General features: G+C 54.7%; 16 protein-coding genes. 7 read left to right on the forward strand and 9 right to left on the reverse strand.

Going from position 1 to position 19810, the window contains the following annotated elements; all coding sequences use genetic code 11:
* Positions 1–21: 21 nt before the first annotated feature.
* The 4 genes from typA (at position 22) to FEAC_RS00860 (ending at position 4639) form a co-directional block, all read left to right on the forward strand.
* Entirely contained in the window at positions 22–1842 is a 1821-nt protein-coding gene (typA, locus tag FEAC_RS00845; protein WP_035388052.1) for a translational GTPase TypA, read from the forward strand.
* Positions 1843–1997: 155 nt separating this feature from the next.
* Positions 1998–2252 (forward strand): glutaredoxin domain-containing protein, encoded by a 255-nt coding sequence (locus FEAC_RS00850; RefSeq protein ID WP_035388051.1) that lies wholly within the window; start codon positions 1998–2000, stop codon positions 2250–2252.
* 54 nt (positions 2253–2306) lie between these two features.
* Entirely contained in the window at positions 2307–2762 is a 456-nt protein-coding gene (locus FEAC_RS00855) for a MaoC family dehydratase (RefSeq protein ID WP_052565073.1), read from the forward strand.
* 83 nt (positions 2763–2845) lie between these two features.
* On the forward strand, positions 2846–4639 hold the full coding sequence (locus FEAC_RS00860; protein ID WP_052565075.1) for an FAD-binding protein: 1794 nt from the start codon (positions 2846–2848) through the stop codon (positions 4637–4639).
* A gap of 466 nt (positions 4640–5105) precedes the next feature.
* Here the strand turns inward: FEAC_RS00860 and FEAC_RS00865 are convergent, their stop codons facing one another.
* The 5 genes from FEAC_RS00865 to FEAC_RS00885 form a co-directional block, all read right to left on the reverse strand.
* Positions 5106–6122, reverse strand: a complete 1017-nt coding sequence (locus FEAC_RS00865; protein ID WP_156099256.1) for a WD40/YVTN/BNR-like repeat-containing protein — start codon at positions 6120–6122, stop codon at positions 5106–5108.
* A 680-nt stretch (positions 6123–6802) separates the two neighbouring features.
* Positions 6803–7180: a transposase gene (locus FEAC_RS16215; protein WP_419195357.1), complete on the reverse strand. Its 378-nt coding sequence runs from the start codon at positions 7178–7180 to the stop codon at positions 6803–6805.
* The gene (locus tag FEAC_RS15025) at positions 7083–7556 is read right to left on the reverse strand and encodes a helix-turn-helix domain-containing protein (protein WP_160290299.1); all 474 of its coding nucleotides are present in this window, start codon (positions 7554–7556) and stop codon (positions 7083–7085) included. The genes FEAC_RS16215 and FEAC_RS15025 overlap by 98 nt, the downstream gene beginning before the upstream one ends.
* 440 nt (positions 7557–7996) lie before the next feature.
* The gene (locus FEAC_RS00880; RefSeq protein ID WP_152623004.1) at positions 7997–8374 is read right to left on the reverse strand and encodes a hypothetical protein; all 378 of its coding nucleotides are present in this window, start codon (positions 8372–8374) and stop codon (positions 7997–7999) included.
* Positions 8364–9344: a lysylphosphatidylglycerol synthase transmembrane domain-containing protein gene (locus FEAC_RS00885; RefSeq protein WP_035391183.1), complete on the reverse strand. Its 981-nt coding sequence runs from the start codon at positions 9342–9344 to the stop codon at positions 8364–8366. Before FEAC_RS00885 ends, FEAC_RS00880 begins: the two co-directional genes overlap by 11 nt.
* A 251-nt stretch (positions 9345–9595) precedes the next feature.
* On the opposite strand from FEAC_RS00885, the gene FEAC_RS00890 reads away from it, so the two are divergent.
* Together FEAC_RS00890 and FEAC_RS00895 are read left to right on the forward strand one after the other, a co-directional pair.
* Entirely contained in the window at positions 9596–10798 is a 1203-nt protein-coding gene (locus FEAC_RS00890; RefSeq protein WP_052565081.1) for an FAD-dependent oxidoreductase, read from the forward strand.
* Positions 10791–12137, forward strand: coding sequence for an acyl-CoA carboxylase subunit beta (locus tag FEAC_RS00895; protein ID WP_052565083.1), 1347 nt, complete (start codon positions 10791–10793; stop codon positions 12135–12137). Before FEAC_RS00890 ends, FEAC_RS00895 begins: the two co-directional genes overlap by 8 nt.
* Here FEAC_RS00895 and mobF read toward each other — a convergent pair.
* The 3 genes from mobF to FEAC_RS00910 form a co-directional block, all read right to left on the reverse strand.
* Complete coding sequence (gene mobF / locus FEAC_RS00900; RefSeq protein ID WP_152623006.1) at positions 12126–14303, reverse strand: MobF family relaxase; 2178 nt, start codon at positions 14301–14303, stop codon at positions 12126–12128. The two genes, FEAC_RS00895 and mobF, sit on opposite strands and share 12 nt — an antisense overlap.
* A gap of 141 nt (positions 14304–14444) precedes the next feature.
* Complete coding sequence (locus FEAC_RS00905) at positions 14445–15806, reverse strand: aspartate aminotransferase family protein (RefSeq protein ID WP_035391177.1); 1362 nt, start codon at positions 15804–15806, stop codon at positions 14445–14447.
* A 217-nt stretch (positions 15807–16023) separates the two neighbouring features.
* Positions 16024–16512, reverse strand: coding sequence for an Lrp/AsnC family transcriptional regulator (locus FEAC_RS00910; protein WP_052565101.1), 489 nt, complete (start codon positions 16510–16512; stop codon positions 16024–16026).
* Between the two features lie 456 nt (positions 16513–16968).
* Between FEAC_RS00910 and FEAC_RS00915 the strand changes: the two genes are divergently transcribed.
* A complete protein-coding gene (locus FEAC_RS00915; protein ID WP_035391175.1) occupies positions 16969–18402 on the forward strand; it encodes a gamma-aminobutyraldehyde dehydrogenase in 1434 nt (477 codons plus the stop codon).
* 147 nt (positions 18403–18549) lie between these two features.
* Here FEAC_RS00915 and FEAC_RS00920 read toward each other — a convergent pair whose 3' ends face one another.
* Positions 18550–19806, reverse strand: a complete 1257-nt coding sequence (locus tag FEAC_RS00920; protein WP_035391172.1) for an aspartate aminotransferase family protein — start codon at positions 19804–19806, stop codon at positions 18550–18552.
* Positions 19807–19810: the final 4 nt, after the last annotated feature.

The raw sequence follows: 19810 nt of genomic DNA on the forward strand, positions 1-19810 counted from the left end.
ACAAGAGGAGTATCTACAACAGTGCCCAACGAATTACGTAATGTTGCCATCATCGCCCACGTCGACCACGGCAAGACAACCCTGGTAGACAAACTCCTCCGACAATCAGGGGCGTTCCGAGAGAATCAAGCCATCGAGGACCGCATCATGGACTCGATGGATCTTGAGCGAGAAAAAGGGATCACAATTCTAGCCAAGAACACCTCGGTGTACTTTGAGGATTACAAAATTAACCTGGTAGACACGCCAGGACACGCCGACTTTGGTGGGGAAGTTGAGCGCGCCCTCTTCATGGTGGATGGAGCCTTGATGTTGGTCGATGCCGCAGAGGGACCTCTCCCACAGACTCGCTTCGTGCTCCGAAAGGCGCTTGAGCGCAAACTCCCGGTGATCGTAGTGATCAACAAGGTGGATCGTCCCGATGCACGGCCAGGCGAGGTGCTCGACGAGATCCTTGGACTCTTCATCGAATTGGGAGCAGATGAAGAGCAGATCGAATTCCCGGTCATCTACGCATCCGCAAAACAAGGGGTGGCTGGCCTGGCCGCTGACCAACTCGAGACCGACTTAACTCCACTGTTTCGCGCGATAATCGAGACTATTCCGGCTCCGCTTGCAATCCTTGACGCCCCACTTCAAGCCCAGGTTACTAATCTTGATGCCTCCCCATACCTGGGCAGGCTCGCGATTTGCCGGGTTTTTGCAGGATCTCTGAAGCGGGGGGCGAGCGTGACTCGCATCCACATCGACGGGACCCAAACTCGAATACGGCTTGGTGAGCTCTTTATCACTCACTACCTTGAGCGAGTCGCCGTGGATGAGGTCGCCGCTGGTGAGCTTGCCATCGTCGCGGGACTCGAGGATGTAAATATCGGCGAGACTATCGCTGACTCTGAAGCACCCACTGCACTCCCTCCACTGACCATTGAAGAGCCTGCGATCTCGATGACAATCGGAGTTAATACCTCCCCGCTGGCAGGGAAGGAGGGCAAGAAACTCACGGCCCGTCTCATCAGCTCTAGGCTTGCCCAAGAGACAATAGGTAATGTCGCCATCAAAGTAGTACCAACTGAACGCAACGACACTTTTGAGGTCCAGGGCCGTGGCGAACTTGCGCTCGCGGTTCTAATAGAACTTATGCGCAGAGAAGGATTTGAGCTTACAGTGTCGAAGCCAAAGGCGCTCACAATGGTCGTAGATGGCCAAGTTCAAGAGCCTTTTGAGCTCCTTGAGGTAGATGTTCCCGACGAATACTTCGGCTCACTCACCCAAATTGTCTCAATGCGTCGGGCCACACTTGACTCCATGCATCAGATGGCATCTGGTTGGATGCGCGCTAGCTATCTGATTCCGTCACGAGGGCTCCTCGGAATTCGCAGCGAGCTACTCTCAGCGACTCGAGGAAGCGCCATCATTCACCACACCTTTGAAAAATGGGGACCTGTAGTCGGCGAAATTAAACCCCGAAGCCAGGGCAGCCTCGTCTCGGACCGCACCGGTGTCGCGATGACCTATGCGCTTTTGAATCTGCAAGAACGTGGTGAACTATTCGTCTCCCCGCAAGACCAGGTCTATGAAGGTATGGTGATAGGCATCAACGCTCGGCCGGGTGACATGGATGTCAACCCAACCAAAGAGAAGAAGCTCACCAACGTACGTTCCTCGACAGCAGACGAGCTCGTCCGTCTCGTCCCGCCGATTCCCTTGACTCTAGAGTCAGCACTCGAGCTCATCACCGACGATGAATGTGTCGAGGTAACACCGACCCAAGTGCGCGTGCGTAAGGTAATTCTCGATGGAGCAGCTCGAGCCAAGGCAAGGCGTCCAGGACAGTCCACCTAGCCTGCGGCTACGAATTCGGACACGCTATGGCTCGTCATCAACAACGTCTTGTTTGAGATACCGGGCGCGGGCTTACTGCCTCACAACCCCAAAATGACTATAAGTGAAGGACTGTATGCAAGTGGTAGATGTAGCGAGAGCGAAGGTAAATTAAAGTGAACATTACGGTGTATGGCGCCGATTGGTGCCCAGATTGTCGACGATCCAAAGAGCTATTATTACGCACACAAACGGAGTTCACATGGGTCGATACCGATCAAGATGCCGACGGGAAGGCTTTGATTGGTCGATTACAAGGAGGAGAACCGCACATTCCTACCATCATCTTCGAAGATGGTAGCTTTCTGGTTGAACCAAGCGACCAAGAGCTTGCTGCAAAGCTTGGGGTATCACCTCCTCCGACAAGCTAAAGCCGGTTCACGGTTGATCAACACTCATCAGTTGGGCTGGCTAGGCTAATTAGCATGCCAACAAAATTTTTTGAGGACTATACGGTGGGCGAAGAGGCCAAGTACGGGCCGATCGAGGTGGATAGCGCTTCGATGATCGAGTTTGCGCGCCAGTGGGATCCGCAACCGTTTCATGTCGACCCAATCGCAGCGCGCACCAGCATGTACGGCGGCATCATCGCTAGTGGTTGGTTCACGTGCGCACTCGCCATGAGGACCCTGGTTGTCAATTATCTCTCCCCTGAATCCAGTCTTGGCTCTCCTGGACTCGATAGTCTTAAGTGGCTTGCGCCAGTGCGGGCTGGAGATGAGTTATGGCTCCATTGTGTAGTCCTTGAGGCGAGGCCATCACATTCAAAACCAGACCGCGGAATTCTCAAAACCAACATCGAGCTGAGTTCAGCGACAGGGCAACTAGTCCTCTCAATGGTGGCTACCAACTTTGTCTTACGACGGCATGACCCGAGCTAACCTATCGCTTTACTCATTCGATGGATGCTGCATTATCGCGGCACAAACTAAGCAACAGTTGCAATCATGATTGGAGCAGATCGATGAACGGCCCACGCATTCTGGTATCTATCAAGCAGGTATCTCAGGCCGACACCACCGAATTTGACCCCTCGGGAGTGATGATTCGTCACCCAGAGGAACAGGAGTTAAATCCCTTCTGCCGCCGAGCCGTAACCTTCGGCGTAGAGCTTGCTCGCTCTCATTCAGGCACATGTTCCGTGGTGAGCATGGGGCCACCCTCAGCGGCAGAGATCTTGCGCGAAGCACTAGCAATCGGAGCTGACGAGGCATATCTCCTTAGCGATCCGAGCTTTGCTGGAGCGGATACACTAGTCACGGCCGAAGTTTTGGAGCACTTCATCAGGACACGAGAACTAGCATATGACCTCATTCTGACTGGTCGCTTTGCCATCGATGCGAACACCGGTCTAGTGGGAGCTCAATTGGCAGAGCTACTCGATATGCCATTTGCCGGGGCCGCCAAGCAACTCGAATGGGTTGCCAACTCACTTCTACTGTCGACCGAACTCGATGATGGTATCCGATCTGTGCAGGTAAAGCTCCCGGCAGTTATCGCGGTTGCTGAACGAATCTGCACACCAGCGAAGCCTTCAGCAGAGGAGATCGCCGCCATTCCAACCGAGAACGTCCAGCGCCTAGATCGGAATGATCTTCACTTCAGCGTGGACAAACCCAAATCGCGGACTACCGTAGACGAGATTCAACACGAATCTCTCCAGCGATTGAATATCGTCGTTGATGGCTCGCACGAGCTCGATAAGGCACTCGCCTTTCTCGCTGACCAACATCATCGGACGACTCCATCCAACCTTGTGTCAGCTATTACCACCTTGCCGATGCAACACGCCGCCTATCTATGTGACCCCGAACAGCCGGACCTTAATCGACATTTCGTCTCTTATTTACTCTCCGGCGACCAGTCCAACGCCTGTCAACTTTGCGTACTCCACACCGAAAGCGACCTCGCAGGAGTATCGAAGAGCTTTCCTGGCGTCGACCACCTGGTCCGCCTGAAAGGGAGCTCTATGGAAGACGACCTCGTACCGGTGATTGCAGACTGGCTCCGAGCTCACCCACAAGAGTTGCTGGTGGCTCCGGCAACCTCCTTCGGTCGCGAGATCGGTGCTCGCCTTGGAGTCCTGCTCGACGCCGGTGTGCTCACAGACCTAACTCGTCTCGAAATCGATCATCTTCCACAGATTACAGGTTGGAAGACGGTTGGCTCAGTCGCCTCCGTCGCAAAAGTCTCATCGACCACAGCTATGGGCATCGTGCTGCTTCGACCTGGAGTACCTACTCATGCAAGCCGATTGCGCCCCTCCACGCCTTCACAGACCACACTGGTTGTCCCTGAACGCGGACGCGTCGTGCTCACTGATCCTCCCGTGCCTGACCCCATCTTCAACTTTGCCAACGCACCAATTATCTTCGGAGTCGGCGCTGGTGTGAACGCTTACGAAATCGATGACGTCTTCCGACTAGCTCAGAGCGTCAAGGCCGAATTAGGGTGCACACGAAAGATAGCTGACCGCGGCCTTATGCCACGATCACGCCAAATTGGCATCACCGGGCGTTCCGTGTCCCCAGCCCTCTACATTGGTATCGGCACCCGTGGCAGTCACAATCACCTAGCTGGCGTCCGCGGAGCCAGCACCATCGTCAACCTTACGCTGGAGTCTGCAGTCGGTGACACCGGAATTGATCTCACCGTCATTGGCGACTGGCATGACACGCTGCCACCTATCGTCGAATATTTACGCTCAATTACAGACAACGCAGCATGTAAACAACCGGAAGACCCGCTGTTGCACTAGTTCACAAGAAGAGGTTGTGTGCATCTCCGTGATAGTGCTGAACTCACGGAAGGAGACGATGGCTAGTCCTCGCTCAGGTTTCAAGCCAACCAAACGGATACAAATCACTCGGCCATCCCCCCACAGGTGCCTCAAAGTTCTAAAGATACAAAAGCCTGGACTCCTAGAGAGCGCATGTGGATCAAGCCGAACACCAGTGGCAAGGAGGCAGGAAAGACGGCCCAACACAGTGGAAAATGAGACCAATCTGCAGGCAATCAGCCAAACATCGCTCTACGCTTCAAGTCGGGAGACTCGCTGAACCAACCTCCTGAGGTTGCCCAACTTCACCGAAGATGCCTGATAGAGTCCTTCGAGGAGGCCAAATTGGCCCGTCTCCACCCTTGGCAAGTATCTGCAACGATTCTAAACACAGTGGTATCCGCTACCGGGTGTGATAGTTAACGATCGTTTATACCCATCGCCATCAAGCCGGTGGAAAGACTCTTGTCCACGTTGTACCTCCGTCCGTGGTTCTCCAGAGCAACGGGTGGAAGTGACCTTTCACAAATTGTTCCGTCGCAAGGAACCCAGTTCGCAACGAGACAAATGAGATTGAGGTTGCCCCAAGCGAAAACTCCGGAGACGTGATCGCGGCCACCGTATGGAAGTGAGCGCCGGCGTCTGTCGTGAGCTGCAAGGTGGATCCATTCTCTCTGGGGTTTACCACAATACGATAGGCGTCCACCGCATTTACCGGAGCGAAGGCATCGCCGATAGTTCCCGACGGATCCCAGAACTGCGTAAATCGACCGGTCAGGCTGGGGGCGTGGAGTTCGCTAATGTTCATCCCTCCAGGGCACATAGCCCAGATCGCCGGTCGCCGAATCGCGAGCCCACAAGCAGTCACAGCTACCAGCGATTTTCTAACCGATTTGACAAACGGTGGCACTCCACCTTGACTCTCGAACATGAGTGGGTAAGCAGTTCGTGGACCGGTTGGGTTGGTGACCACTACTACGGTAGAACCTTGTGCCGCGAGCGAGGGCTGCTCTAAGAACGGGTAGGGAAGGTTTGGGGTGAGCAACGGATTCACCTGAGGACGTCCGGTCACGAGCGGTAGACGCATCAACTCATAACTGGTACATGCTTGTGCTCCGCCATGAGCCGAGCACTTACCGGCCAAACCTACTAACGAATGAGTCGTGAAGGCAGCGTCGATAAATTGCCGGTGGGCAAGCTCAACGGCGCGCCAGTGAGTACCGCCATTAGTAGTAAGGTAAAGCCTGCTAGTGATCAAGGTGTGGCCATACCTAGTAAAGAGCGCGAAACCATCTCGTCGATTCGCGAACCGATAATCCGAGATCACCGTTATACCGCGAGATCTTTTGAATCCTAAGCCGTGCAAGGTAACGCTGCTCCACGACCCCGATGCCGACGTCGGTCCCAACGACCTGGTGGCAATCGCTGTACAGGAAGCGGTCCCACAACGCACACTTCCCACGACCACTACTTCAGAACCCGTAGCAGTGGTAAGAACTTTGCTTGCGTCGAAACCCTTGGCGATGCCAACTGTACGTGTTCCGCTGACACTAGCAGAGAGGGATCGTACGCTCTTGGGGGTAGCCTCAGATCGAGAGCTGGAATTGACTTGGATTGACGCAGCGCCGCAGGCAGTCATGGTCAATGTACACATCACGACCAGTATCGCCCTAAATCCTAAGCTAGCCAGGGCGAAATGAGCCAGCACCTTCACAGAGCAAAGTCTAGGCGCACGCTCACAACCGTGGCCGGATTCCATGGCCTCGACTCCAACAGGTAGTGACATCCTCCCCACCCTTAAGGACGGGGCTTCCTGGGCTGCTCACGCAGCTTCGGCTGGTTGACGCTTCACTGGGTCTGGGTGCTTGTTAGCGTGCGATGTCCCTCCACGTCCTTAGATCACACTTAGAACAACGTAGGCTCGTGTATGCGGGGTTGATGGCGATGATTTCTACTGGGGTTATGGCATTGGGGTTATGGCATTGATAGCTTTGTCAGTGAGCCGTCTGTGGAACATACCCCAGCCCTGTTCGAGGATAGACCTGTTGAGTCCGGACTTCTGAGCAACGTTCTTGCCTGGGTTCTCAACTGTGCCTTTGGCCGAACGGATCATGTTCTTGACCCCCAAATCCTCTAGGGCAATCAGGTCGTGGTCCACTCGATCCAGTCTTTGCGTCGATCGGTTTCTTTTGCTGATAACTTGGCTATAGTTAGCCTTGTAGCATTACGACGGTTGGAGCCTTTGGTCTGTCTAGCTAGTTTGCGTTGTAGTCGCCTCTTAGGTTGGCGCTCTCGGTTGGTGAGTAGTTTCATATCGAGAAACTTGCCCTTGGACGTAGCCACCGTATGAGTGACACCCATGTCCAGGCCGACTATCTCGCCGGTAGGCTCGCGTTCAATCTGTGGACCTGGACGGGTGAAGCTAACACCATCGTCCGGCGCGATCTTTGGTGACTCGTGCGGACGACGCTGTTTGAATATCACGCCACTCACGGGTGACGCGGAACTTAACCCACCCACACTTAGGGATGAACACCTGACCCCACTTGCGGTTGAGCCGTCGAATAGACAGATCCCGTATTACAAAGCCTTCATTGATACCGGCTCTACGCCAAATGGGGTGCCCGAAATGGTCTGGTCGTTTCCACCAGTTCCAAAAGGCACGGTCCAAGTCACGCAGAGCTTGCTGTTGAATTGTGGACGAGCCTTCTTTGAGCCAAGTTAGCTTGCGAACTTTGGCGAGTTCTAGCATCTTGGGAATGGGTAGTGATCGTCGGCGTCTCCATGAGTTGCGTTGTTCAAGTGCTAGATTCCAGACATAGCGAGCATCGGAGCAGTGACGCACGAGAACGGATAACTCCTGTTCTTGTGGATAAAGTCGCTCGCGAATGCTCATAGTATTGGTTGAGAGTCTGACAGACTTGACTTTGGGATGTAATCGAGGTCGCTCTATCCAGCCCTTACAGACGGGGCTTTGCGCTCCGGTTTGGTCAAAAGTTGACGGCAGCCATCTAGGGAACTGCCGACACCCTAGCTCCATCTGGTTACCTCCAATCCTCCAACGACCTTCATGAATCCGCCAGCTGAGGGCAAACAACAAATCATAAGCTCTCTACCCACCCGAGCCATCACCCCGACGAGACTCACCCACCCAGAGGTCCGAGGAGCCGCAGCCCGGACCGGCAGGCTTGCTTCCGATGATCTCCGTCCAATTTCATCCACGAAATAATTGCCAAGGAGCTGGCCAGCGCATCCGTATCGTCTCAAACCACTTACTCGACTCTCGTGCAACCCAGACGACATCCAGCCCACCGAATGATGCGTTTGACCGGCGACTCAGGCAAGATCAAGCAACTTGGGGGTTTTACGAGTGTGCCGCACATGACCAACCAAATGGACAGGACGCTCGGTATAGCCGTACAGGTCGAGGACGAACCGTTTAGGACTCGACAGATGGAGGTTCAAGAACATGACCACGCAATATTGACCAGGCGCTACGGTGCCAAAGCCCAATCGAGCCAATCCAAGGGCATTGACCTGTGCCAGGCCACGGAAGCTGTCATCATGTGGTGCTGTAGTGATGGCACGTTGCAGGGCATTCACACAGTTAGCTGCCGAGGTACCCGACACCGATCGGGCACCACCACACGAGGTCAGCAGCATCGCACATAGTAACAGCGCGACGACCCACCGATGCCGTCCTCTACCTCTCATGCAAGCCTCCCAATAGAAAATAGCTGATCCAGCCGATGGGAATCCACACCCAATAGCTAACAACTCGATAGAGTAACACCGCTGCAAACATAGAAGAAGGTGCCCCACCAAAAGCGATCAGAGCGACAGTGATGGATCCTTCTACAACGCCGAGCCCTCCGGGAGTAATTGGAAGATTCGCCGCCAGCGCACCGAGCATATACGCAGAGGTCACTCCGACGAGACCAACATGTGCATGTACTGCCGTCAGGCTCAGCACTAGCGTAGCAAGATCAAAAAGCCAGTTCCCGAGGGCACCAAGTGAAGCTTGCAACAGCGAACGAGCTGAAAATCGGAGCTGCGCTGCTGTTTCGAGGTTAGCCTCATTAGACCCTTGCTTAAGGTGAAATAACCGACGAAGGTGCACTGCTAGCCCAAGGGCTACCACTAGAACTCGATCCATGCGGACGATGGCAGCTGCCGCTAACAGAAGCAAAACGAAGAGAATGACGACGTCAAGGTTGCTGAGCACGGACGTGGCTTGCGTGTGTTCTACCAGGACGAAGCCGAGCAGGACTAAGAGCACAACAATAGCTAACAAATTTCCAGCAAGCAACCCCGCTGTTGCTTGAAGGACGCTACAGCCTCTGCCGCGTAACTTTCGGTAGAGATATGCGACCGAAAAACCGGCGCCCAACGGAATTGAGTCGTTCATTGCGATCGCTGCTAACGAGGCACCAAAGAACCAACGTCGTGTTAGTCGACCCAAGTCGGTTGGCAAAAGATAATAGGTCATCAACGAGTAGGAGATGTCCGAAAGTACCTCGAGGCCAAATCCTAAGACAACTAACCCGACACTCGCCGTGGAAAGCACTCTGGTGGTGCCACTAAGTTGACCACGCTCGCTATAGATCACGGCAGCAGCGACGCCGAGCGCTACAATGCCGATGCCGAACTGGAGCAATCGCCGGGTTGGGATTTTCTTAGCCAAGGTGCTGCAAGCCCTTCAGAGCGCTTCGTCGCACTACCTACTCAAGTGAAACATCTTTTTACTCATGCAGACTAGGAGCCGCGACCCCTATGTCAGACCGAGCATGCTTTGACCGATACCCCAGCGCAGTCCTCCAACGGGACGTCCGAGAGCACGACCGACATTAGCGTGAATGATGACGTGTGCACCCAAGCTCTAATATGAGCTTGTCTAGTTCGCAGGTTTTGCAATCGATGAAGAGAGGGAGGCGAGTGACGGAATCTCCAGCAGTCGCAATTGTTGGTGCGGGAATGGCTGGCCTAGCTGCTGCCCACTACCTCGCTATCAACCACATCGACTTTGAGATATATGAGGCTTTGGAAAAGCCAGGAGGTAGAGTCGCCACCAAACATGTCGACGGGCTCACGCTCGACCAGGGATTTCAGATAGTTCTGGAGGATTACCCTGAACTCCGCCGCCTTACCGCCGTCTCCGAGCTTCCACTAAATCGCCTATACCCAGGTGTCTATCTTCACGAGACTGGCGATCCACTTCTGCTCTCCGATCCGCGTCGCATCCCTGGAACCAAACGCCAGACGTTGCGCACACTGTCCACGCTGCTGCGAATGCCTGACTGGAGGTCAGCAGGGCGCTACCTGAATACAACACAACCGACCATCAAAGACCTTGGAGCTCTACTACCTCAACCGCTTCAAGACACCGTTTTCGCACCTCTATTCCGAGGAGTTACCGCTGATCCCGAGCTCACTGGACCGGCGGATTTCGCGCGGTTTATCCTTAAACGCCTTCTCAACGGGTATGCGAGTCTACCAACAGGAGGTATGGCCCAACTGCCAGCCATCGTAGCAGAGCGGTTGTCAAGTCACATCCATTACCTACACAGAGCAGTCTCCGTTGCAACCGGCCAGTTAACCCTGGAAGACGGGAGTAGCGTCCAGGCGGACTGGATAATTCTTGCAGTCGCACCACCAGCGCTAGAAGCCTTGCTTGGTCTACACCTTCCTCCGATGCGATCCATCGGCTATATTCACGCGCTCAGCCGACGGCGTCTTTTCGGAGTTCCTGCCGTGCTCCTAACTTCACTGGGTAGTCCGATCTACACCGTTGCACCTGTGAGTGACATCTCGGCTAGCTACGTCAACCACGATCCTGAGCGTCACCTCATCACCGCTTCATGTGATCCAACTGCTACTCCAGATGAGCTACGCACTGCGCTAGCACTCGCGGTGAATTGTGAGCCAGAGAACCTAGAGTTCATAGAGCTCGGCGTTGTCAAAGATGCCCTCCCCCGAAGCACGCGAACGGTGGCCGAGATAGGTCAACGTGTCCTCCTGGCGGGCGACTACCTAGTATCCCCATCCATGAATGGCGCCATTGAGTCGGGGCGCAAGGCTGCCGAGCGCGTCATACGCACCACAAAGAGATCAGCGAAGGAGCTAACGATCGATGGCTAGAACAAACCCTCACCTTGAGCTAAGGGCTTCATCGACCGGTTCTACCCGATCTGAGTTTAGAAGTGTTGGGGATCGGCGAATCATGTGGATATCCTCTCGGGCTAGCACGCGACGCGGCGCTCTCTCCGAACGCGACGGGGAGAGGATTGCCCACGCGGCCTCGACCGCCGCGAGCAGCGGGGTACCCATCGTCTGCGAACTCTCCACATCAGGGGCGAAAATCCAAGACGGTGTTGCCGCTCTTCATGGTTGGGGCATCGCAGCCCGTGCCCTTGCGCACTGCTCCGGCCAAGTCCCTATCCTGCTAGGACTGACTGGTCCAGCCGTATCCGGCCCCGCCCTCCTCTTAGGGATCGCCGACTACGTGGTTATGGCACCAGATGCATTCGCCTTCCTCAGCGGACCGCAATCGGTAGCCGAATTTACCGGCATATCGGTAACAAACCAGGATCTCGGTGGGGCATCGGTTCTACTCAATCGCTCCGGCGTAGCCTTCGACGTCGCCAGCGACCGGCGTGGCATCGAGGAGTCGATCCTCAGCTTCTTGAGTTATCTGCCTGATTCGACTAACGAATTGCCAGTCAGGATTGAGCCCGTAGATCCCATCGATATCGATCTCGACTCCGTCATTCCCGAGCAGCCCACTGCAGCCTACGATGTACGCGACCTGGTAAAAGGGATTATGGATGCTGATTCATTCTATGAGCTTCGATCCTCGTGGGCAAACCAACTCGTCACTGGATTGGCGCGACTAGAAGGACGTACCATTGGCGTCATCGCCAATCAACCCAAAATAATGGCCGGCACGCTCGACATTCCAGCAGCTCAAAAAGGCGCCCGTTTCGTTCGCTTCTGCGACTCGTTCAACATCCCAATCGTAACACTCGTAGATACTCCCGGCTTCCTGCCCGGCAAGGACGTAGAGTGGCGAGGGATGATTCGACACGGAGCCGAGCTCGCCTTCTCATACGCTGCCTGCAACGTACCGCGAATCTGTCTGATCACACGCAAAGCCTATGGTGGCGCCTACATAGTCATGGACTCCAAGGGGATCGGCAACGACATAACCTTCGCATGGCCATCCGCTGAAATCGCAGTAATGGGGGCGCAGGGAGCAGTAGAGATCATCTATCGGCGAGCACCAGCTGAAGAGAGGCTTCGGCATCAACAGAAGTACGAAGATGAGTATCTAACCCCATGGATTGCCGCCGAACGTGGCTTTGTCGACAACGTCATTGAGCCGAGTAAAACAAGGGCTCATCTCGTTCGCGCCTTCGATCTACTCGCCACCAAAAAGGAACGTCTTCGCAATGCGAAGCATGCAAACTCACCGCTCTAGCGTTAACTCCGACTCACTGGATGGCCTCTGTTCCCAACTCAGATGGCCCAGGTTTGAATAGGCGTTCCCACGTCCTCTGACACTCCTACCTTGCTGCATCGCCAAGCGCTCATCCATGATTCGATCTCTCCCACGACGCGAATCGAAGCCAAACTCCTCGGCGCGGTCATAGACACCACTCAAGGTATTGGTGACTGAGCGTAGACGGTAGAGCTCCTCACCTATGAACCTGCCATTTGTGCGAACAAGTTCTCTAAGGCGGGCTTGCGAGATCGAGGCGACGGCGGTGTCCTGAATCCAAGAGACTCCATTTTGATCTTTGATAAGTTCCAGGCTTTGAGTTAGATCGCTAAGCTCAGGCTGGCAGAGATACGCACGCTCTACCAAGCCATCTTCGGGAGCTGAGGCGCCATAGGTCACCGCTTTGCAACCGGGTGCATGCATGCCAAAGCCCATGAATCTGATCTCGCCAGTTCTACAGATCTCGGTGCTTTCACCCACTCGGATCTCAGCACAGTCACCGTCTAGCTTGATGATGCGTCCATCGCTACCATCAGCCAATACCACGCGCTCCCCGCGGAATAACGGTTTTGAACCCAAGTGGCCAACCACCGAATCGGGAGATCTGATAGCCACCTCTCTCCTCAACTTGGCGGTGAGGCCGGCAGATGGGGTGCTAAAAAACACCCGTTCTTCACATTCAGACTCTACCCATCTGGTACAGTCGGCAACAAACAGATTCCAAAGTACGCCAGCACTCTCAGCTACGACCAGCGCCTCACTCGCAGCACCTTCGAGTCCAAGCACAGTCGTCGAAGTGGTGCTAGTCACAGGTTCGCCGGGACTACGCACCAGGGTCGGTCCTCGCCTGACGAGTTCATGCAATTCAGAAGCAGACATAGCATTTGCATCGACAATCAGCGTTGGGCCCATCGAGGAAGGTCTGTAGTTGCCAAAGCCGACAATCAACGCCGCTTCCTGAGGCGTTCTGGTCGCTACCGCAACACGGTCTCCGGCATGTACGCCTGCCTGCTCGAACGCCTGCACCATTGAAACCAGCTCCCTGGAGGTATGCACCACTTTGAGATTGCTCATCGGCGTTTCCATCAACAGCAACCGCTCGGACACCGAAAGCGATCTATATGACTGACAGAGCGTGCCATCGAGCCCGATATGCTTCCCTGCGAACCCCGTCTTGCCATGGCTAAGGAGCCGAAATGCGTGCTCCTCTCCGAAGGCGCGAACTAATGCCACCTCAGTTACTGCTTGGATTCCTGATGCTCCCTGCTCGATAGCTCTCGCGAACTCATTGAGCAATGGATCGTTAACCCTAACTTTGGCCACCGCGCGGCTACCACCCCTGGCAGGCACCGCAAGAGGAGCTCTATCCGCACCAAGACGAGCCTCCGACTCCCATCGCGCACGCAGCTCTGCTTGTGAGTACAAAACCTTCGGCTGCCGAGTAGCCAGGACCGCCAATTGACGTGAACGCGAGGAACGTGATCCCTCAACTGTCGCTACTACGTCATGGCGACGTTTGGAAAACACGGTCAACAGACTCTCCGGTTGACCCTTTATCTGCCAAGATTCAAGGCCAATACCGGTCAACTCTACGCCTAGCGAATGGAGCAGATGTGCTAACTCGGATCGATAGCATAGCTCATAGACGGGTAGCCCGCGGGCCCATCTCTCGTGATCGAGCGCAACGGTCCGATCCCCCGCCATTGCGCTGTTGATCACAACCAGATGCGAATGCAGATGCGGATCACCAGCTCTTGAGAGACGGTGACCAATATCGAAGGCAGCCAGATTCTCGATCGGAGCCAGCACCCCCCGACTACACTTCGCTGAGTCGAGTTCAACCATCAATCTGAAGGTGCGAGCAACTGCGACATGATGAACGCCCTCGATCTGGTCGCGCTCGGCATCGGACGCGAGCGCCCAGAGAACCGATACTGCTTTCGGAGCTGCAATCGTGAAGTCCAACGCCTTTATGGGGTTGCGCACGCCCTCCGCGGCATCAATAGCATCCCCAAGCCCGACAACCTCAGTCCGATCGCGGTCTTCAGAACCACTGAAGTCAAGACGCCGCATGATGCCGATCTCATCACTTAGTTCTTGCTGGGCATAGTATCCCAGCGAACCCCGGATCTTAAAAAGTCGCACTCCCACCCCCGTAGGTCTAACGCCGTTGAGGGTGGGAACACCAAGAAAACAGCCTCAAAGAGCAGGCGGTTAAGGCCGCGTGCGTTTTGATGCTATTGCACAGCCTGCTCCTTCTTTAGGTGAGGAGCACGTTGAGTTCTACTATAGCGCCGACTGGGCTGCCTCAAACGCCTCCCGAAGAATCGCTACCATCTCATCGAACTGCTCCGACTCGCATACAAGCGGCGGTGAGAGCTGGACAACTGGATCTCCACGATCATCGGCGCGACAAATGAGACCTAGCTCGAAAAGCTTCGGCGTGAGAATCCCTCTGAGCAAACGCTCGGACTCATCATCGCTGAAGGTCTCTCGCGTGCTCTTGTCCTTCACCAACTCGATACCGTAGAAGAAACCAGTTCCGCGAATCTCGCCAACAATGTCTAAGTCAGCAAGAGTCTCTAGCTTGGCTCGGAACTCGCCCTCCTTGCCACGAACATGTTCGAGGAGTTGATCGCGTTCGAAAATGTCGAGGTTTGCAAGTGCAACAGCTGCACTGACCGGGTGGCCAGCAAAGGTAATCCCATGCAGGAAGCTGTTCTGCTCCTTCAAGAACGGTTCCATGAGACGATCGGAAGCGAGCATCGCCCCAATAGGCGAGTATCCAGAGGTCATTCCCTTTGCGCACGTGATGATGTCTGGCTGATAACCGTACTTCTGTGCTCCAAACCAGTACCCAAGACGACCAAAAGCAGTAATCACCTCATCCGATACCAGCAAAATATCGTACTTGTCACATATCTCGCGTACACGCTGGAAGTACCCGGGTGCTGGGGTGAAACACCCACCGGCATTTTGAACTGGCTCCAGATAGACAGCAGCAATCGTCTCCGGGCCCTCGAATTCAATTCTCTGTTCGATATCATCGGCGCACGCCAGATTGCACTGGTCTAGCATTGCACAGTCCACACAACGATAGTGATTGGTGTTTTGGACCTTGATTGCCCCTGGCACCAACGGTTCAAACGGAGTCTTGATCCCTGGCAGCCCAGTCAGAGACAGAGCACCAAACGTTGTGCCGTGGTAAGAGAGGTTTCGGGATATTACCTTTGTCTTCTCTGGTTTGCCTATGAGTTTAAAGTACTGGCGCGCTAACTTCCAAGCAGACTCTACCGCCTCTGATCCACCAGTGGTAAAGAAGACTCGATTGATATCACCAGGCGCAATAGCCGCTAATCTATCGGCCAGCTCGACCGCGGGTTGATGGGCGTAGCTCCACAATGGGAAGTAAGCGAGCTCACTGGCCTGCTTTGCTGCCGCCTCTGCCAGCTCAGTACGCCCGTGACCAACCTGAACCACAAACAGTCCGGCCAAGCCATCGAGATAGCGTTTGCCTCGACTGTCATAGACATAAGGACCCTGACCTCGGACCATCACCGGTACTTCGTGATCAGCATACGACGACATACGAGTGAAATGCATCCACAAATGTCTGCGCGCTGAATCTGAAAGCTCTTCTGTATTCATTCCCTCTTGTCTCCTTCTCTGGGCACGTGTCGTGCCACATCTTCCGGGCACGTGTCGTGCCACATCTTCCGGGCACGTGTCGTGCCACATCTTCCGGGCACGTGTCGTGCCACATCTTCCGGGCTTGCTTTTGAGTCAGAAGCGTCAGACCGCTTGGCAACCCACGCTAGCAGAAGCCCGTCAGTCGATCAACATCCAACGACCGTCTCCTCTCTAGCTAGCGAGTCCCCCAGCTATAGGTCTGTTTCTCCAGCCTGAGGTAGACATTGACTTCAGCCGATACAACACCTTCTAGTATTCGAATTCGATCGCTCATCAACTCCAAGAGGTGTTCATCATCCTCACAAACCACCTCCAGGAGCAAATCGTATCTGCCAGCAGTAATGACGACGTAGTCAACCTCGGGCAACCTCGCGCACTGTTGGGCTACAGAGGATAGATTTCCGGTGACCTTGAGCCCAACCATCGCCTGGCGCATAAAGCCCACTCGAGTCGGATCCGTCACAGCCACAATCTGCATCACGCCGCTGTCTATCAACCGTTGCACTCGCTGACGAACCGCAGCCTCCGAGAGCCCGACCACCTTGGCAAGTGCAGCGTAGGAGGCACGACCATCCTCCTGCAGTAATTCGATCAGTCGCTTCGATGTTGCATCAAGACTCAAGGGCGGCACAATGGGAGAGCTTTGATACCGATTCGATGGCAGTCCCTGACCTCTGATCAATGGAAAGTTGTGCCCAATCTTTGCGGCATCCTCATGATTAGCCAAAGCTAGACCCCTCTCATCTACCTCGACAGTACGACGCTAGCGACTCGTTACCGCCACAACTCCATATACCCGATAACCGCATGTTCTGGCCCTAGAGCAGATACAACGATGTATACCATATCCACCACCACAAACCTTAATGAAGCCAATGCGTACGACTATTCTTAATCGAATTTCGGCTCTAGTCAACCGAATACGCAATAATTCTAGCAAAAATCTGCGATTTCCTTCGTAATACCCTTCAATTGAGCCTAGATGGTGTAGGGTAGGGATCGGGCTAGCCTCTCATCCCATGGTTGATGAGGCAGGCGGTGACAGGTTGAATGACCGTCTGAAAGCCACTAGGTATTAGCCAGCCGCAAAACGACGGCTATATAAGAAGGAGGATAGTCTATGAGCGACCAGTTTCAGAACTACATAGGGGGCGACTTCGTCGAGGCGCAAGCGGACGAGACGCTGAAGATCATCAATCCATCGACTGGGGAAGTGTACGCGACCTCCCCCGCCTCGAGGGAGGCAGACATCGATCTCGCTTTCAAAAGTGCAGCAAAAGCATTTGAAAGCTGGAGGAACACGACTCCATCAGAACGCAGCCTTATGCTATTCCGCCTTGCAGATGCCATAGAAAAGCACGCAGATGAGCTGGTCGAAGTCGAGACAACCAACACCGGCAAGCCTGTCGCACTCACTCTGAGCGAAGAGATCCCACCTATGGCAGATCAAATCAGATTCTTCGCCGCTGCTGCTCGCAATCTCGAAGGCAAGAGCGCCGGCGAGTATATGGCCGATCACACGTCGTATATACGCCGGGAACCGATCGGCGTCTGTGCCGCCGTAACACCATGGAACTATCCAATGATGATGGCCATCTGGAAGATAGGCCCAGCGCTCGCCGCCGGGAACACGCTAGTGCTAAAACCATCCGACACGACTCCAGCGAGTTCGACGGTTCTTGCGCGCCTCATAGGTGAGATATTTCCTGCAGGTGTATTCAACGTGGTCCTTGGCGACCGAGACACTGGGCGACTACTCGTAAGCCACAAAACACCGCAACTCGTCGCGATCACTGGATCTCTACGTGCTGGCCGAGAAGTAGCTACAGCTGCTGCAGCCGACGTCAAGCGGGTTCATCTCGAACTTGGCGGCAACGCGCCGGTGATCGTCTTCGACGATGCCAATATCACGCGAGCAGCAGAGGGAATCGCCGGAGCGGGATACTTTAACGCCGGTCAAGATTGCACCGCAGCAGCCCGCGTACTGGTCCAGCGAGGAGCCCACGATGCCTTCGTGGAGGCGCTTTCTAGAGTCGCTGGCGAGACCAAAGTCGGATCACCAAGCGAAGACGACGCTTACTTCGGGCCACTCAATAATGTCAACCAGTACGACCGGATTCTCGGTCTGGTTAGCCGTCTCCCCGATCATGCAAAGATCACTGCAGGCGGTGTCGACCTAGACCGCAATGGATACTTCTTCCCAGCTACCGTCGTTGACAATCTAAAGCAAGAGGATGAGATCATCCAAAACGAGATCTTTGGACCGATCATCACCGTGCAAACCTTCGACACCGAGGAGGAGGCAATTCGACTCGCCAACGACGTTGAATATGGTTTGGCCTCAAGCATCTGGACCCGTGATCACGGTACTGCCATGCGAGTCTCTCGAAGTCTCGACTTCGGTGCAGTCTGGATCAACACACACATTCCGATCATTGGAGAGATGCCCCATGGTGGCTTTAAGCACTCCGGCTACGGCAAAGACCTGTCTATGTATGGCTTTGAAGACTACACTCGCATCAAGCATGTGATGAGTTTCATTGGCAATGACTGAGGGTTAACACTACGCCAGATTCCGTCTGCTGGAGATGAAGCTCAAGACTAAAACATAATGGCCCCGGGGCTTTAATCCCGGGGCCATTATGTTAGCAAGCTATCCGACTCTACAGTATTCCAACCACACCGACTCAAACGGTCAGGACTACGTCGTGGCCTTCACCGAAGCCTCAAAGCCCTCAAGGATAGTGGCGATCTGCCTCTCGGAGATGATTAGGGGTGGCATCCAACGAATGATATTGCCAAAGGTCCCTGCATTCATCGCAATAATTCGATGCGTATTAAATAGATCCTTCAAGATGGCACTGGTCCGGCTAGGGTCAGGTGAACCCGTGACCGGGTCCACGATCTCCACACCGACCATCAGGCCGAGTGAACGGATCTTCCCAATCTCCTTGTGCGACTCCGCTATCTTCCGCAAGCCCTCACTGAGCTGCGCTCCGCGTGCAGCCGCATTCTCGACCAAGCCCTCCTCTTTGATGACATCTATAGTTGCAATAGCGGCGGCGACGCCGATTGGATTGGCACCATAGGTTCCACCATGGCTACCAACTGTCCATTCCTTCATTATCTCCAAAGAGGATCCAATGCCCGAAAACGGGAAACCAGAGGCGATACCCTTGGCCATCACGATGATATCCGGGGTGATATTTGAATGCTCAACTGCAAACATGCGCCCTGTTCTACCGAAACCAGTTTGCACCTCATCTGCAACAAACAAGATGCCATGCTTCGTGCAGCGCTCGCGTATAGCCTGGAGGAACTCCGCCGGCGCAGGCAGATAGCCACCCTCACCCAAGACCGGTTCGATTACCATCGCCGCGGTCTCGTTAGGCGCGGTTTGCGCCGCCAGCAGGTAGTCAAGGTAGTCGATCGCTTCATCGACACTAGCCCCATCCGCTCCTCCGGCTCGAGGGAAACCAGGGAACAGCGAGACGAATACTCCAGCAGGCAAAGGCTGATAACCGGCACGATAGCCCGTTCGAGATGTAGTCATTGCCATGGCCTGAGCGGTGCGACCATGGAAACTGCCCTGGAAGACAATGAGATTCGTGCGTTTCGTATATTGGCGTGCCAGCTTGACGGCCGCCTCTGTAGCCTCAGCTCCCGAGTTACTGAAGAAAAAGGTGTCGATGCCTTCTGGTGTAATAGCCTCGAGCCGATCAGCCAACTCCTGAAGGCGATGATATGTATAGATGTTGACTTGTGCATGAATGAACTTCTGTGCCTGTTCTGCAATAGCTTGCGCCACTTTGGGGTGGCTGTGGCCCGTTGAGGTTACCGCTATCCCCGACGTCGCATCAAGATAGCTCGTGCCTTCAGTGTCGAAAACCAAAGCTCCCTCACCACGGACGACAGTGAGTGGTGTGAGCTTCGACCAAACCGGTGCTAAATGTGCCATTCTC

The sequence above is a fragment of the Ferrimicrobium acidiphilum DSM 19497 genome (genome assembly GCF_000949255.1).
GTDB lineage: Bacteria > Actinomycetota > Acidimicrobiia > Acidimicrobiales > Acidimicrobiaceae > Ferrimicrobium > Ferrimicrobium acidiphilum.